The 16,812-nt window shown below is 35.0% G+C and carries 13 protein-coding genes; 8 read left to right on the forward strand and 5 right to left on the reverse strand.

Annotated features, from left to right (window positions below; all coding sequences use genetic code 11):
• Positions 1-45: 45 nt before the first annotated feature.
• Both EKM00_RS04925 and EKM00_RS04930 read left to right on the forward strand, forming a co-directional pair.
• Positions 46-1,386 (forward strand): hypothetical protein, encoded by a 1,341-nt coding sequence (locus EKM00_RS04925; RefSeq protein ID WP_233592237.1) that lies wholly within the window; start codon positions 46-48, stop codon positions 1,384-1,386.
• Positions 1,387-1,412: 26 nt separating this feature from the next.
• On the forward strand, positions 1,413-2,741 hold the full coding sequence (locus EKM00_RS04930) for an aldehyde dehydrogenase (RefSeq protein ID WP_126515450.1): 1,329 nt from the start codon (positions 1,413-1,415) through the stop codon (positions 2,739-2,741).
• A 250-nt stretch (positions 2,742-2,991) separates the two neighbouring features.
• On the opposite strand, the gene EKM00_RS15140 is transcribed toward EKM00_RS04930, so the two are convergent.
• Positions 2,992-3,117, reverse strand: coding sequence for a hypothetical protein (locus EKM00_RS15140; protein WP_255416626.1), 126 nt, complete (start codon positions 3,115-3,117; stop codon positions 2,992-2,994).
• On the opposite strand from EKM00_RS15140, the gene EKM00_RS15240 reads away from it, so the two are divergent.
• The 3 genes from EKM00_RS15240 (at position 3,079) to EKM00_RS04945 (ending at position 5,760) form a co-directional block, all read left to right on the forward strand.
• Positions 3,079-3,300, forward strand: a complete 222-nt coding sequence (locus tag EKM00_RS15240; RefSeq protein WP_233592241.1) for a hypothetical protein — start codon at positions 3,079-3,081, stop codon at positions 3,298-3,300. The genes EKM00_RS15140 and EKM00_RS15240 overlap by 39 nt on opposite strands.
• Positions 3,294-4,076 (forward strand): hypothetical protein, encoded by a 783-nt coding sequence (locus tag EKM00_RS04940; RefSeq protein ID WP_126454699.1) that lies wholly within the window; start codon positions 3,294-3,296, stop codon positions 4,074-4,076. Before EKM00_RS15240 ends, EKM00_RS04940 begins: the two co-directional genes overlap by 7 nt.
• 403 nt (positions 4,077-4,479) lie before the next feature.
• A complete protein-coding gene (locus tag EKM00_RS04945; protein WP_126515451.1) occupies positions 4,480-5,760 on the forward strand; it encodes a DEAD/DEAH box helicase in 1,281 nt (426 codons plus the stop codon).
• Between the two features lie 638 nt (positions 5,761-6,398).
• Here the strand turns inward: EKM00_RS04945 and EKM00_RS04950 are convergent.
• Both EKM00_RS04950 and EKM00_RS04955 read right to left on the reverse strand, forming a co-directional pair.
• Positions 6,399-7,754 (reverse strand): RagB/SusD family nutrient uptake outer membrane protein, encoded by a 1,356-nt coding sequence (locus EKM00_RS04950; RefSeq protein ID WP_126515452.1) that lies wholly within the window; start codon positions 7,752-7,754, stop codon positions 6,399-6,401.
• Between the two features lie 11 nt (positions 7,755-7,765).
• The gene (locus tag EKM00_RS04955; protein WP_126515453.1) at positions 7,766-10,786 is read right to left on the reverse strand and encodes a SusC/RagA family TonB-linked outer membrane protein; all 3,021 of its coding nucleotides are present in this window, start codon (positions 10,784-10,786) and stop codon (positions 7,766-7,768) included.
• Positions 10,787-11,452: 666 nt separating this feature from the next.
• Between EKM00_RS04955 and EKM00_RS04960 the strand changes: the two genes are divergently transcribed.
• From EKM00_RS04960 to EKM00_RS04970, 3 genes are all read left to right on the forward strand, one after another.
• Complete coding sequence (locus EKM00_RS04960) at positions 11,453-11,668, forward strand: hypothetical protein (protein ID WP_126462544.1); 216 nt, start codon at positions 11,453-11,455, stop codon at positions 11,666-11,668.
• Positions 11,669-11,869: 201 nt separating this feature from the next.
• The gene (locus EKM00_RS04965) at positions 11,870-14,365 is read left to right on the forward strand and encodes a serine hydrolase (RefSeq protein ID WP_126515454.1); all 2,496 of its coding nucleotides are present in this window, start codon (positions 11,870-11,872) and stop codon (positions 14,363-14,365) included.
• Between the two features lie 42 nt (positions 14,366-14,407).
• Entirely contained in the window at positions 14,408-15,259 is an 852-nt protein-coding gene (locus tag EKM00_RS04970) for a cyanophycinase (protein WP_126515455.1), read from the forward strand.
• A 48-nt stretch (positions 15,260-15,307) separates the two neighbouring features.
• Here the strand turns inward: EKM00_RS04970 and EKM00_RS04975 are convergent, their stop codons facing one another.
• Both EKM00_RS04975 and EKM00_RS04980 read right to left on the reverse strand, forming a co-directional pair.
• The gene (locus tag EKM00_RS04975) at positions 15,308-15,508 is read right to left on the reverse strand and encodes a hypothetical protein (RefSeq protein ID WP_126515456.1); all 201 of its coding nucleotides are present in this window, start codon (positions 15,506-15,508) and stop codon (positions 15,308-15,310) included.
• A gap of 396 nt (positions 15,509-15,904) precedes the next feature.
• Positions 15,905-16,690, reverse strand: coding sequence for a pseudouridine synthase (locus tag EKM00_RS04980; RefSeq protein WP_126515457.1), 786 nt, complete (start codon positions 16,688-16,690; stop codon positions 15,905-15,907).
• Between the last annotated feature and the right edge of the window lie 122 nt (positions 16,691-16,812).

Below are 16,812 nucleotides of genomic sequence, written 5' to 3' on the forward strand. Positions count from 1 at the left end.
AAGCTTTCAATAACTCAATAATAAATATTCAAAAAAACAAATTGTATGAAAAAACTACCTATTATTTTTTGTTTCGTTTCGTTCTTAAACATGACCGCTCAAGACCATTTTTCAGGAATCAATATGTCTACTAGAGTCGGAATAATGAATGCTGGCATGAATCCTGCGGAACTGTCTAATTTAAGTTCAAAATATGAAATAAATATTTTTTCGGCTAGTGTAAATGCTTCTAATAATAAAATAGGATTTAGTGATATTGTTAATGGCGAAAATTTAGAGAATTTGTTATTTACAGGAAACACCCCGGTAAATATGCGCGTAGACGCAGAAATATACGGTCCTGGTTTTGCTATGAAAATGAACAAATGGGCTTTTGGCTTTACTACAAAAGCTACTGCGAAATTAAATTTAATTGATATTGACCCACAACTTGGTGCGGCGATCAATACCGGAAATCTTATTGGCTCTTCATCGATAAGCAATGACTACAACCAACGTTTAAATGGTACAAGCTGGGGAGAATTAGGATTCTCCGCAGCCAGAAACGTATTCGAAAATGAACACCATAAATTTAATGCGGGTGCTACCTTGAAATTATTATTTCCAGGCTCGTACACCAACTTAGGCCTGGATCAATTTCAGGGAACCATTAATACCATAGGTGCCGAAGCGTTTTTAAATAATACTCAAGCTACAATGAACATTGCGTATTCCGGAAACTTCAACGATGGTTTTACTGATTTTAATAATTATGCTGAATCCGTTTTTGGAAAATTAAACGGAGTTGCAGCTGATTTTGGCGTAAATTACCAATGGAAAGACCAAGACGATTACAAAATCAATGCGGGTATCGCAGTGCGAAATATTGGTACGATGACCTTCAAGGATGATGCAAATTCCTCTACTAATTATGCATTAAACATACAGTCTACTTTTTCTAACCCAAATGGTTTAGCATTAAGCCAATTTCAAAACACTACTACTTTAAAGGAAGTAGAAACCATTTTAGTAAACGACGGATACTTAACTAAAACCAAATCTAGCAAAAACTTCAAAGTAACCTTACCCACTGTTTTCTCTGCCTATGCAGATATAAAAGTAATTCCTAAATTTTTTGTTGCGCTTTACACACAACAAAAATTAAAAGATGATACCAGCGATAATCAGGTGACAACACAAAATGTGGTTTCTATTACACCTCGTTTTTCTTTGAAAAATTATGAAATTTATTCCTCTTGGTCAGATAACGAAATTTCCGGAATTACCGGTGGTGTTGGATTTAGAGTCTATGGCTTTTATATGGGATCCAGTTCTATAGTGACTGCTTTGGCCAGCGACAGTAAACAAGCTGATTTTTATGTAGGCTACCGACTCGGGTTAAAATAATAAATCTGTACCTTTAAAATCATAATATGAAAAATGAAAATAGTGTAGACTACCGAAAAGAATCTTTAAAAAAACTATTGCATACCATCATAAAACAGGAACAAGCAATTATTAAAGCGCTCTACGATGATTTTAAAAAACCAGCCTTTGAAGCCGTTTTAACAGAAACAAATTATGTCATAAGTGATTTAAAAGAAACCATTAAAAATATTGATTCTTGGGCTAAACCCAAAAAAGTTATCGCTTCTTTTTTGAATTTTCCATCGTCAGATTACATATATAGTGAGCCTTACGGAAATGTATTGATCATTTCGCCTTGGAATTATCCGTTTCAATTGGCCTTATGCCCTCTGATTGCTGCTGTTGCTGCCGGAAATAAAGTAACCCTAAAACCCTCTGAACTTACCCCAAATACGTCTACTATAATAGCGAAAATTATAAATGAAACTTTCCCTGTAAAAGATGTCGTCGTCATTACCGGAAACGCGGCTGTTGCACAGGAATTATTAATAAAACGTTGGGATTATATTTTTTTTACAGGAAGTGTTGCCGTTGGCAGAATTGTAGCAAAAGCTGCAGCCGAAAACCTAACTCCAGTTACGCTGGAATTAGGCGGAAAAAGTCCTTGTATTGTTGATGAAACTGCCAATTTAGAATTGAGTGCCCGCCGCATTGTCTGGGGAAAAATTATAAATGCCGGACAAACATGTGTTGCCCCTGATTACATAGTGGTGCACCATAAAATGAAAGCTACTTTCATAACTTTACTAATTCTGGAAATTGAAAAGGCACTAGGTCCAAATCCGGAAGAATCCCCTGATTACGCCAGAATTATCAATTTGAAAAACTGGCAACGCCAATTGCATCTATTGGAAAACCAAAAAATACTTTTTGGAGGTCAATACAATAAAGACACTTTATTCCTTGCTCCTACGCTATTGGACGAGCCAAAAATGGATAGTCCAGTGATGACCGAAGAAATTTTTGGTCCCATACTTCCTATACTTTCATACCATTCAGAGGCAGATATTGAAAAAATAATTTTAAGTTTCGAAAAACCATTATCGTTGTATTTATTCTCGCAAAACAAATCTTTTATTGCAGAAGTTTTGCAAAAATATTCTTTTGGTGGTGGCTGTATCAATGATACCGTAATCCATTTAGCGAATAATCGCTTGCCTTTTGGCGGTGTTGGTACTTCAGGAATGGGAGCCTATCACGGAAAACGGAGTTTTGATACTTTTTCGCATAAAAAAGCCATTGTAAAAAGAGGGACATGGCTGGATTTACCCATTCGGTATGCGCCTTACAAAGACAAATTAAAGACCTTTCAAAAAATATTAAAATGGATGTAACCCATAAAAAAACCGTCAGTGCATCCATAAAATACCGACGCTAGGTTTGGGTTTTTAAAAATGAAACTATTGATGTAAAAAAAGTAAAAGTGTATTTACTTAGCCACGATATGGCAACAAGCCACAAGCAGAATATTTAAAAAGAGAACAATTTGCTTTATATTATTATCAAAAAATCGTTCCGTCGATTTACTTTGATATCACAGGAATTACTGCAATGATCAAATTCACTGCTTTCTAAGTTATTGGGTTATTCAGACCCATATAGAGACAGGCAAGACAAAGCGGCATGCGCATTGTAGCCCATAAAAGCGCCAGACTTGCGGCACAAAACTTCATCATCAGCATGACAGCCATAAACTATGATACGTGCCAAATGGAAGGTTTCGATTCGCTACGAATAAAAAAATATTACATTTACAGGCATCATCCTAATTTAATATGCTATTGGGTAGCGGAAAAGGAGTGTACGGAAAACGATTCAGAGTTCCTTTTGAATGCGTTTATTTTGAAAAATAACAAAATAATTAACCCACTAAAACGACCAATAAAATGTTAAAAACTACACAAGACCGAATACATGAAATAGAAAAAAATGGATATCCTTTAGATTTTGGAATCGTTTTTAACCATGCTTTTGAAAATTATAAAAAAATTGCGATTTATGCTGGTTTAATTATTTTTGTGTTTTTTATTATGCTGATTGTTTTTGTATCAGTAATACTTGTTGCCTTTTTTGATTTTGCCATGATACTGGAAAAAATGAAACCGGAAAATTTACAACCGGAAAATTTAAGTTTAAACTTTATTTTAATTGTATCCGGGATTTCTGTTTTACTATCGAGTTTATTTAGTCCTATAAGTGCCGGTTTAATTAAAATGGCGTATTGTGCTGAAAGAGATGAAGAATTTCATGTATCAACCATGTTTGAATACTATAAAATATCGTATTTCAAAGAACTCTTCATTGCTACTTTACTAATTTCAATTTTTAGTACCTTACTATCATCATTGATTGACTATGCGCAAATACCCTTCGTCGGATTTATTATCACGGTAACCATAACATTAATCACGATACTGACCATTCCACTTATTATTTTTGGAAACTTAAATGCAATTGAAGCTGTAAAATCAAGCATACTAATCGTGGCAAAACAACCGCTTATTTTGCTGGGTTTATTGGTAGTAGGTGCCATTTCTACATTAGTGGGACTCATCGGGTGTTGCGTTGGTATGGTCTTTACAGTACCCTTTATATATTCTTTATACTACGCCATTTATAGCGAAATTATTGGTTTTGAAACTACACCAGAAATGGAACAAATGTATTAATAAAACCGCTTTTTACTAAAAGTCAGAACAGAATTATATTTTAAAGCTAGTCTTTAAATCTAACTAACAGTTTCTATGGTATTACACTGAACTTCCGCACAACGGACAGCTTGGTTTATGAAAGGATATTAAACGGGTGATATCTCTCAAGTAAATACTTTTGCAGGAATTAATGTAAGAAATATTTAATTTAGTATGAATACTGAACTTTACATTATTTTCATTTTTTAACTTATATAATTAGTCCCCCTAAGGCTTTAGTAAAGGGTCAGACTAAAAATAACGTACTCGCTTTAAGTAAACAAAGTTAAACAATAAAACCATAACAGGGAAATTAGCAGTACCTTTGCGCCAAATTAAAGGAGTAAACTAAATAATAGTGTTTGCTTCATAAACACCATTTATGTCATTTAACTCATTAGGCTTATCGGATGCTTTACTTAAAGCCATCAGCAAAAAAGGATACACAACCCCTTCTCCAATACAACAAAAAGCAATTCCACCCATTTTAGAAGGCAAAGATGTATTAGCATCCGCACAAACGGGAACAGGAAAAACGGCTGGTTTTACACTGCCTATTTTACAATTATTATCGCAAGGGCAACAGTTGCGACAAAGGCCCATTCGTGCTTTAATATTAACGCCAACCAGAGAATTAGCCGCACAAATATTAGCCAATATAAAAGAATACAGTGAATTTTTAGACTTAAAAAGCACCGTTATTTTTGGAGGTGTAAACCAGAATCCACAAGTTACCCAACTGCGTCAGGGTATCGATATTTTAGTCGCCACACCAGGTCGGTTAATCGATTTGCAAAACCAAGGATTAATATCGCTTGCCAAAGTTGAAATCTTAGTTTTAGATGAAGCGGATCGCATGCTAGATATGGGTTTTGTACGAGACATTGAGCGCATTATAAAAGTATTACCTGCAAAAAGGCAAAATTTGATGTTTTCGGCAACCTTTTCAACAGATATAAAGAAATTGGCCATGGGCATTTTGCATCATCCCGTTCATGTGGAAGCAACCCCAGAAAATACAACCGTGGATGCTATTACTCAAATAGTGTATCCTGTTGCCAAAGAGAAAAAAACAGAACTCATCATTAAATTGATTACAGAGGGAAACTGGAAACAAATTTTGGTTTTCACCCGTACGAAACAAGGTGCTAATAAGCTGACGGAAAGCATGATTAGTGCCGGAATTAAAGCAGCTGCTATTCACGGAAATAAAGGCCAGGGAGCACGTACCAAAGCCTTGGCGGGCTTCAAAGACGGAAGCCTGACCGCGTTGGTCGCTACAGATATTGCGGCCAGAGGTCTGGATATACCATTATTACCACATGTGGTCAATTTTGAATTACCCAACATTCCAGAAGATTACGTTCACCGCATAGGCCGTACAGGAAGAGCTGGAGCTAATGGAGAAGCTATTTCATTATTCAGTCCGGACGAAACAGTCTTTCTACGTGATATAGAAAAATTAGTGGGTTTGAAATTACCTAAAGAAAACATCAAAGGTTTCGAGCCAGATCCTAACGCTTCCAAAGAACCTATCAAACAAGGACAAGGAAGACAACAACGCGATTCAACTCCGCGAAAACCAAAAACAGAGACCACAAACCGCACCAGCAATAACAGTTTTGGTCCAAGACGCCCGAGTCAAAATAATGATCGACGTTAAACTAAATAATAGTTTAAGAAAATACATTTTTTTTAGGAGCAGAACGAGTTCGTTTTTTAAGAACGTATTTCCCGCTATACACTACAATCTTTACACCCTGTCAGAGTTTTGAACCCTGACAGGGTGTAAAGGATTTTCATTTCTATCGGGGCTATTTAGATCGTTTTTATTTTTATCATAGCATTTTGTATTTAACTCTTTGAAAAACAAAGTCGAGCTCGTTTCCCGCTGCGCGCTGCGCAAAGTCTCCGACTTTGAGTATGTGTTTTTCAGTCTCCGACTGATCTTAAAACCCCGATAGGCGGATTTGCAATGGGGCTATTCAAACCGCTTAATCGGGGCTCAAAACTACTCTTGTTGGTTTCAACTATATCCAAAAGCACAGCTATCATTGACCATCAGCAGATTGTTTTTCTTATAAGACAATAACTATTTATAAAAATTCTGCAAAATCAGAAAATGTTTAAAGAACTTTTGTTAAAAGAATGGCTGAATGATATTTATTTCTATTAATAGTTAATTTTATATTAGCATTCAAAACACAATACTTGATCCAATTAATTTAAAATTTTAAACGTAAAAAAGGAGCTCTGCTATACAAACAGAACTCCTTTTTAACTTTAAAACTAAATTTTTATTTAATACCCATCATTTTGAGTTAAGTTTTTATTTACATCTATTTCTCTTCTCGGAATAGGTAAAATTAAATTATTGGCATCGTAAGGAAGAGATCCAATATTTTGTTTTAATCGTTTTGCATCAAATAAAGCAAATCCTTCAAAAGATAATTCTCTTTTTCTTTCCATTAAAATAGTAGCCAAATCAACAGTGATAAATAGAGCTGCACCCGAACGTTGGCGTAGTATATTAACATCATTAACAGGAGAAAGCCCTGTAACCGTTCCTAGTCTAAAATTAGACTCAGCCCTTGTTAAATACATTTCAGCTAGACGTAGCATTGGTATATTCGCAAATTGGCTTTTCCATTTTGTTGTACACCACCATTTTGCTTTGTAAAAGAAATCGGCTCTCTTATCATTCGGATCATCATAAATATCCCAATGCTGTGATAAAATTTCCACATCTGGATTTCCCACGCGACCTCCAAAAGCAGAACCGGCCCAAAACACATTAAAATCATTAGAGCTAGCATCCTGACTCGTTATTTGCCAAGCAAATAAATCTTCATTTGAATTTTCTAAATTATTAAATGCTTGTGCAAAAGTAGTCGTTAAAGTCGCGGAACTTTCATTAATAACGATATCAGCCATATTTCGGGCATTGGCATAGTCTCCTTTTTGCAAATAAACTCTAGCAAGAAGTGCCGCTGCACTGTATTTTGTTGCAAAAATATCATTCGATGCTGGTAACAAAGTGTAAGCATCTTTTAAATCCGCAATAACCTGAGTGTATACTTCTTCTAAAGTGTTCCTTTTAGGAAATTCAATCTGACTAGGATCCAGCACCCCTCTAAGAACAATAGGAACTCCAAGCTGACTATTTACGGATCCCGAAACATAGGGTTTCGCAAATAATCGTGCCAAATCAAAATATACCAGACCTCTAAGGAATTTTGCTTCTCCTTCGGTAACATCTTTATCAGCCACGTCGGTGATTACAGCTAAATTATCAAGTACGATATTAACGTGATTACTAATTCCATATCCGTTTAGCCAAATACTTGCAACAAAACTATTGTCCGTTAAAATAGCTTTCTCATTATATTCTCCTGGTTGAATATAAGTTCCGTTCCAATAAAGATCACCATCATTGGCCAGTAATTCTGAAGCTAGTGCGATTCCACCGCCATAACTAGAACTGGACCTCGCAACACCGTAAGCATTGATTAAAATCTTATGTATGTTCTCTGGAGTTGAAATGGCTACCTCTTTTGAAATGGCTTGTTCCGGCTTAATATCCAAGTTATCATCACAACCCACAAAGAAGATAGTAAGTAATGACATTAAAATTATTATGTAGTTATACTTTTTCATAAATGTTTTATTTATAGATCAATATTTAATCCAATAGTAATTGTTTTAGCAGGAGGAGCGGAATAAAATGCAATTCCTTTTTGAATATTAGAATCGCCATTATTATCAAAAGAGGCTTCTGGATCATATCCACTATAATTAGTAAAGGTTAGCAGATTGACTCCTGTTAAGTAAAGTCGTACCCTGTCGACAGACAATTTTTGAATGAGTGTTTTAGGAAGCGTATATCCTAAAGATAAATTTCTTAATCGAACAAAATCAGTTTTTTCTAAATAACGTGTTGAGGCTTGTTGCCCGTTTGTAGAATACATTCTGGCTTGAGGTACCATAGTAATATCCCCCGGATTTTGCCATCTATTTAACTGATCCGTTGTTTGATTGTCTTCATATCGGGCATTCCCTGATTGGAATTTCCCACCTTCATTATACATAGAAGATCCCCATTCGCCTTGAAAAGTAAAAGAAAAATCAAAATTTCTAAAAGATACCGTATTGGTCATTCCTGTCATAAACGTAGGATATGGACTTCCTGAAATTACTCTTTGTGCTTCACTATAATTATTAGTTGTTGATTTATCTAAACTACCATCTGGATTTGCCGTATTTCGATAAAATAAAGCATCTCCATTTGCGGGGTCAACCCCAGCATATTCCACTATATAAAAAGAGGAAATGGTTTCACCTACCCTAACAATATTATGTCCAGCTACAATATCTCCACCAGGCAAAGCAGTCACTTTATTATCTAAAGTCGAAAGGTTTAAAGACGTTTTCCAATTAAAATTAGTTGTTTTGATATTGGTAGTATTCAATACAAATTCAAACCCTTTATTAGTCAAAGATCCTACATTACGAGTTAAAGAACTCCAGCCTGAAGTTCCCGGAAGTGGTTCATTTAATAAAAGATCATTTGTTTTTTTAACGTAATAATCAATTTCACCGCTTACTCTGCTATTCAATATTCCAAAATCAATTCCCACATCAAATTGATTTGTCTTTTCCCATTTTAAATCTTGATTTACCAATTGAACTGGATTAATTGCTGATCGTTGATTATAGGAGGATCCTTCAAAAAGACCTAAACTAGCAAAGTTGCCAATACCTGCATTTCCCGTTACTCCAAAACTTCCTCTAACTTTTAATAAGTTGATGACACCACTGTCTTTCAAAAAATCTTCTTCAGAAATAATCCAACCTGCAGAAGCAGCAGGAAATACTCCGTATCGGTTTGATACTCCAAATCGCGAAGAACCGTCATAACGTATGCTTCCTTTTAAGAGGTATTTATCCATAAATGAAAAAGTAGCTCTACCAAAATAGGAAAGAAAATTATACTTTGTTCTACTTGAAGATCCAGCTATTATTTCAGAAGCACTTTCTATAGTTTGCAGCGCATCTGACGGAAATCCTGTTCCCGCAACATATTGCCTGCTTCGAGAACTTTCTTCAAAACTCATTCCTCCAACAAACTCTACGTCATAATCCTCATTAAATGTTTTAGCAAAAGTAAAATAATTATTAATACTGTACTTATCCGCCTGAACTGCATTGGCATCTGCATAACCATTAGTAGAAACAGATTCCGTCAGACTTCCTGAAAAATATTCTTCCGTTTGATTGTTATTATCATAGCCTAACTCTGTTTTAAAAGTCAATTCAGGCAAAATTTTATATTCCAAATAACTATTCATTAAAGTTCTAAAAATATTTACTCCCCAACTTCCATTAAATTCTTGCATTAAAAAATTATAATAGATGGTAGATTGATTGTTAGGTGTCACCCCATCGTCTAAATAAGCTGGAGATAAAGGGGATTGTGCCACCGCTTGCAATGGAGTTGCAAAAGAATTATCTGCTCCAATTCTTGCAATATTTGTTTTACTTAAACTCGTATTAAGTCCCACTCTTAATCTATCGGAAACTTTATGATCTAAATTCCCTCTATAAGAATAACGCTCCAGACTGTTCCCTCTAATAATTCCTTGCGTGTTATTATAACCACCTGAAATAAAGAATACCGTTTTTTCATCACCTCCTGATATAGAAAAGGTATGGTCTTGAACTGATCCTTTTACCAAGGCTAAATCTTGCCAATCCGTATCAACTTCATTAATTCTCCAATTTTTACCATTCCCCTGTTGATCAAAAACACCTCCAGGTTCCGTTAACCATAAATCCGCAGCTCCATAACTATTTGCAGAAGCTTCGGTAAAAAGCTCCGTATATTGTGCTGTATTTAACCAGCTCATTTTATTGGTTGCTTCGCTCCAACCTGCAGAGGTGTTCAAAGAGATTTTCGTTTTCCCAGATTTCCCTTGTTTAGTTGTAATCAAAACAACTCCATTCGTTCCTCGAGCTCCGTAAATGGCGGCAGATGAAGCATCTTTTAATATTTGAATAGATTCAATATCATTAGGATTTAATGAAATTAAAGGATTAATGGGAGCGCTTCCCGTACTTTCATTATCATTTATCAATGGCAACCCATCGATTACGTATAAAGGCTCTTGAGACGAAGAAATACTAGAAATTCCTCTTATTCTCATTTTCACACCACCTTCCACTTTACCATTTATTTGAGTAATTTGGACACCCGCAGCTTTACCAACAAGTGCATTTTGCAAATTTGCTACTGGAATTTGATTAATTTGATCAGAAGAAATAGAAGCGATGTTATCCGTTAATTTACGCTTGGATTGTTTTCCAAAACCAATTACTAGAACTTCTTTTAGCTCAGCCGAATCTTCTTTTAAAATTAAATTTAGGGTACTTATCCCTGCTACACTTAATTCCTGAGTTTTTAATCCAATGTAACTAAAGATTAAAACGGCATTAGAGCCAACATTTTTAATCGTAAAATTTCCATCCATATCTGTAAGTACGCCATTGGTTGTTCCTTTAACTAAAATAGTGGCTCCTGGAAGGGGACCATTAGAATCCGACACTCTACCAGAAACCTCTTGTGAATAGGTCATAGTAGTACAAAACATCGTTAGAAACACCAGCAAGCCTTTGAGTAGACTATTTTTCATAAATAATAAATAAGTTAGTTAATACCTGTTGTTATTTGTTATAATTTTAACAAATATACACAAATAAGTTAAGAAAATATTAATTGATAACTGATAATAATCAAAAGAGAAGGAATTAAATTTAAAATAGGAAATAATTTACCAAGCGTTAAAGAGTATCGCTTTGAATAAAAAAATTTAAGCAACAAAGCCTAAAACATTAAAAATCATAACTTTAGAATACAAAACAAGGAGGTGATAATTTGTTTTTAAAAGGTATAAAAATCTTAAAAAATTATACTCATTTTTAAAAAAATAAATAAAATATAGGTTAGCACGTGTTAAAATAATAAAATATGAAATTAAAATTTGGTATTCATACAAAAAAAAGAAAATATCGTTTACATTTTTTAACAAAAAACAAAGTACTATTAAATAGTAAATTTCCGTTTTTCCGTGAGAATTCAGAACAAGAGAATAATCAGTCATAATGTAAATCCCTTTCTTTTTGAATCGATTGCAAAACTGACTGTATTCTCTAATTTATTTTTAATTTCATGCTCTACAAAACCATAACTCTTATACTCTTTTGGGACATAAACCAGAATTAAATGTTTTTTAACGCGAATAATCTCTGTTGTTTGTTTTAAAACGGAAATATTTATTGCCTAAACCAAAAGATATCGGATGCCTTACATCCAATACATTTTCTATGACTATGCCGATGAAAGTGGACATTCTATAACATCTCCACGAATTGAGGCCGAAATGGTTGTGTTTTTTGCTTTTTTACAAACTGCAAAACGCTATTTTAATTTCACATCGAATCCTGTTTTTTTGATTACTTTTATCATTTTCTCATTCGAAAAGAATCAATGCAGGCTTTTAAACTTGGAGGAATAGAATCCAATAATTACAAAAAAAATAAAATATAGAAAAAATAATGTTCACTTTCTTTAAATATCAGTTTTTCTACTTGAAAGCTAGTCTTGTATTAAAAAATAAATTGTATTTTGGATCAATTCGATAGTTAATCCCATAGAAATTAATTGTAATTTTTTAACTAAAAAGATGGAAATTGCTGTAATAAACTCGATACTGATTATGAAAAAACTGTTATTCCTTCTACTGTTTCTTGTTCCCATTATCATTTTTTCACAAGAATCCAAAAAAATTGCTCATATTGATTCTGTACTGAATTATTTGCATCAACGACAACTTTTTAACGGCAGCCTATTGATTGGAAAAGAAGGAAAAATCCTTTATAAAAAAACATTTGGCAATGCAGACCCAAAAAATGACACTCCCTTAAATAATTCTTCAGCATTCAACCTTGCTTCTGTCTCCAAGCAGTTCTTTTCGATGATGATTATGATATTAAAAGAACAAGGTAAATTGAATTATGACGAATCTGTACAAAAATATTTACCAAACTTTCCATACAACAACATCAGCATTCGTCAACTGATGAATCATACTTCGGGACTTCCCGATTATTTCGAAATAGCGAAAGGCGACATGACATTGCTCGATACACTCAGCAATAAATCGTTGTTGGAATTACTAGCCCTCAAAAAACCAAATCTTGTTTTTCAGTCAGGAGAAAAATGGCAGTACTGCGATACTAATTATGCCATACTTGCCTCCGTCCTGGAAATGGTTTCTGGTAGCACGTCCGACAAATTTTTTCAGCAATATATAGCTGCTCCACTTAAAATGAACAACAGTTATGTCTATCATTTGAAGATGAAATCCTATCCGCCATCACGCGTTTTTGGTATGCGATATGAAGGAGGAAAACCATTGTCTAATGACCTGATTCGTTTTGATGGCGTAGTTGGCGATTGCAATGTGTATGCTTCGGCAGAAGATCTATATAAATGGGATCAGGCACTCTACACCGGAAAAATTTTAAACAAATCAAGCTTCGCAGAAGCGATCACAGCCGGGAAACTAAATAATGGTGCCGAAACTAAATATGGTTTTGGCTGGGACATAATAGAGCCTGGAAAAACGGTGGCACATACTGGCAATTGGGTTGGTTTCAATGCCGCCATCATTCGATACATCGATAAAAATCAAACACTAATTATACTTGACAATTCTTCTAATTCTTATGCAAACAAGTTGATCCCGAATATTTGGGAAGAAAAACTCATTGCACTTCCACAAACCCAGCTTATTACCAATATAAAAGTAATTGATGGAACGGGCCTTCCGGCTTATGCCGCTAATGTTCGCCTTGTGGATGATCGCATACAAGACATCGGATCACTAAAGGTTTTCAAGAATGAAAGTACTACCGACGGAAAAGGAAAAGTACTGGCTCCTGGTTTTATTGACAGCCATAGTCATCATGCCTCAGGACTTGATGAAAAACCTGAAGGAATCGCAGCAACAAACCAAGGTATTACAACTATTGTAATAGGGCAAGATGGAGAATCAGTACCCATCGACACAATACTTTCATCGATAAAAAAAATCCCCGTAAGTATAAATATCGCTACATACACCGGACAGGCTTGGTTACGCGAAAAAATAATGAAGGATGATGTAGGTAGAAAAGCTACTACTCTTGAAATTGATGCTATGAAAATTTTGCTAGCATCTGAGATGGATAAAGGTTCGCTTGGACTTAGCACTGGACTTGAATACGAGGCAGCTTATTACAGTAGTCGCGATGAAGTAGTTGAACTTGCCAAAGTAGCTGCCTCCAAAGGCGGGCGTTACATTAGCCACATTCGCAGCGAAGATATGCATCTCGATGAAGCTATTGATGAAATTATTGATATTGGAAGAGAGGCAAAAATTCCTGTTCAAATCTCTCATTTAAAAATTGCCATGCGTAGTAGATGGGGCAATTCTGGTCTTATTCTTAAAAAATTACAACAGGCACGACTCGAAGGTATCAATATCACAGCCGATGTATATCCTTATACCATGTGGAATTCTACGCCGAGGGTTTTATTTCCAGAGAAAGATTTTGACAATCTCGCCAGTGCTGAATTTGCAACACAAGAATTGTTTGATCCTGCTAATTCAGTAATGGTCCGTTACGCACCAAGTCCTACTTGGCAAGGAAAAACGGTGACCGAAATTGCTGCAATAAATAATGAAACTGCTGCGCAGGCACTCTTGCGCATCATTCGCGAGACATCAGCAATCGGTCAGGATGGAACTATTGTGGCAAAATCAATGAGTGAAACTGACATCAGCAATTTCCTCAAGTGGCCTTTTAGCAACGTCTGTTCTGATGGGTCGATGGGTGGACATCCTCGTGGACATGGTTCTTTCTCCCGAGTGCTGGGTCGCTATGTCCGTGAGCAAAAACTGATACCACTAGAAACGGCCATACAAAAGATGACTAGCTTATCTGCAGAAAACGTAGGCATAAAAAATCGCGGACTCATTGCCCCAGGTTACTTTGCCGATTTAGTCTTGTTTGATCCTAATACTATAATGGATAATGCCACAGTAAGCAATCCTACGGCTCTTTCCACAGGAATACAGAGCGTATGGGTAAATGGAAAACTAGTTTATAACGAGCAAAAATCAGTTCCGAATTTTACGGGTAAGTTTATTAAAATGGAAAAAAATTAAATACAAAAAAGCAATCAAAATAATTATAAAACACCTAAAACCATGAACAAATCTATTTCAATTTCTAAATTTCATTTTATAATTTTTCTATTATTGGCCTTTTGTTCCATTCAAGCTCAAACTCCAAAAGGAACCTTATTTATCATTGGCGGTGGAAACAGATCAGATAAACTGATGACCTGTTTATTGTCGCTTTCTAAATTAGAAGCAAAAGATTATATCGTCGTATTACCCATGTCCAGCGAAGAGCCAGACAGTGCCTACATTTACTTCAATGATCAGCTAAAAAGGCTAACGCCAAATCCCATAGTGATGCTCAATTTTGATAAAAAAACCGCAACTAATCCAAAATGGATTGACTCTCTTCAAAAGGCAAAACTCATTTTTATAAGTGGAGGCGACCAAACCCGATTCATGGATATCATCAAAAACACTCCCATTAAAACAGCCATTCATCAAGCCTACAAAAACGGAAGTACCGTTGCCGGAACAAGTGCTGGAGCAGCGGTAATGTGCGAACACATGATCACCGGAAATCAAAAATTAAATCCGGTATATACTGGAACTTTTGACAACATACGCCACAATAATCTCGAAACAACAGAGGGTTTAGGCTTAATGAAAAACGTGATTATTGATCAGCATTTTCTAAAAAGAAGTCGATACAACCGTTTATTATCTGCTATGGTAGAATTCCCTTCTCACGTCGGAATAGGAATTGATGAAGCCACAGCTATCATTGTTCAAAATAAAACTATAGAAATTACAGGAGAAAGCGAAGTTATCGTAATCAAAAATCCAAAAGGGATTCAAAAGTCAGGTACAAATAATCTTATATCCATAGAAAGTCTGGAAATGAGTATTTACAATAATGGTCAAAAATTTAAAATATAAAATTATTATCCAATTATAAAAACGGTCTGAAATTTATCTTACTTACGCTTATGTAAACTCTCCGGTATTTATCAGAATTCCAACTACTAAGAACACAACACCACAAACCGCACCAGCAATAACAGTTTTGGTCCAAGACGTCCGAGTCAAAATAACGACAGACGCTCTAATAGATAACAACTTAGAAAATACTTTTTTTTTAGGAGCAGAACGAGTTCGTTTTTTAAGAACGTATTTCCCGCTATACATTAAAATCCTTATTAGGGCTGAACACCAGCCCTAACAAGGATTTTCATTTCTATCGGGGCTATTTAGATCGTTTTTATTTTTATCATAGCATTTTGTATTTAACTCTTTGAAAAACAAAGTCGAGCTCGTTTCCCGCTGCCCGCTACGCAAAGTCTCCGACTTTGAGTATGTGTTTTTCAGTCTTCGACTGATCTTAAAATTCAAAGATTCAAAAAACAAAATCGGTTAAAAACCGAAAGTCACTTCCTCAAAATCCGAGATTTTGTGGAACGTTGTGATAAACATCTGAAATTAAAAATTGTTGATCAAAAACCCCAACTCTGCTCCACTTTACACTGAAAATTGTTGTTCCCAAATACAACAATAATTTAAAGCTTTATTTTACAAATAAGTATTCTATTCATATGTAGATAATATTTGTTTTTTATAGCAATATGGTATCGCCAGATCTTCATTGGTGTTTGCGACAGCTTCTGTCATGGCGATTTCATACGTATTCAAATCTAGCTTAAGAATAGTACCTACTTTGCTAAACTCTTCATTAATCTTTGCATTCAAGATTAGTTGTTCATTTGTTATTGGATGATTAAAAATTAACTGATGCGCATGAAGCATCATTCCTTTCAGTTCAAAATTCTCCAACCATAATTTATTTTGCTTGTTACAACCATGTGGCCGACTTCCTAAAATGGGATGAAAAATATGTTTGAAATGTTTTCGTAATTGATGCATACGTCCAGTTTCAGGAATCGCTTCTACCAAACAATATCGTGACGTTGGTTGATTGTTAAAATCTAACTCAATTTCGGTAGTTTGCAATCGATGAAAGTAGGTTATTGCATTTTGTATAACACCATCATTATTGGTTAAATCATAATCAATCGTTAGTTCTTCGGGTGACCAACCACGTAAAATTGCTAAATACTTTTTTTCGACTTCGCGTGTGGCAAAACGATCATTCATAATTTTTAAAACCTTTTTATCCAACGCAAATAACAAGACACCAGATGTTTTGCGATCTAACCGATGAATAGGATAAACGTGTCGCCCTCCTATTTGATTTCTCAATTCTTGAATAGCAAAAACTTTTGCATCACGCGCATAGAATGATTTGTGAACCAACAAGCCACTTGGTTTATTAATTGCTATGATATATTCGTCTTGGTAAAGAATTTCTAACATTTGGCAAAAATAAAAGAGATTTCTATCGAAATCTCTTTTTTAACTTATTTATTTCTATTCTTTTCTTTTTCCCCCGCTAGCGCGAAGGTATTCTCATTTTTGCAGCCGTGAAACATCTGAAA

The organism is Flavobacterium sp. RSP15, from assembly GCF_003968755.1.
Classification (GTDB): Bacteria; Bacteroidota; Bacteroidia; order Flavobacteriales; family Flavobacteriaceae; genus Flavobacterium.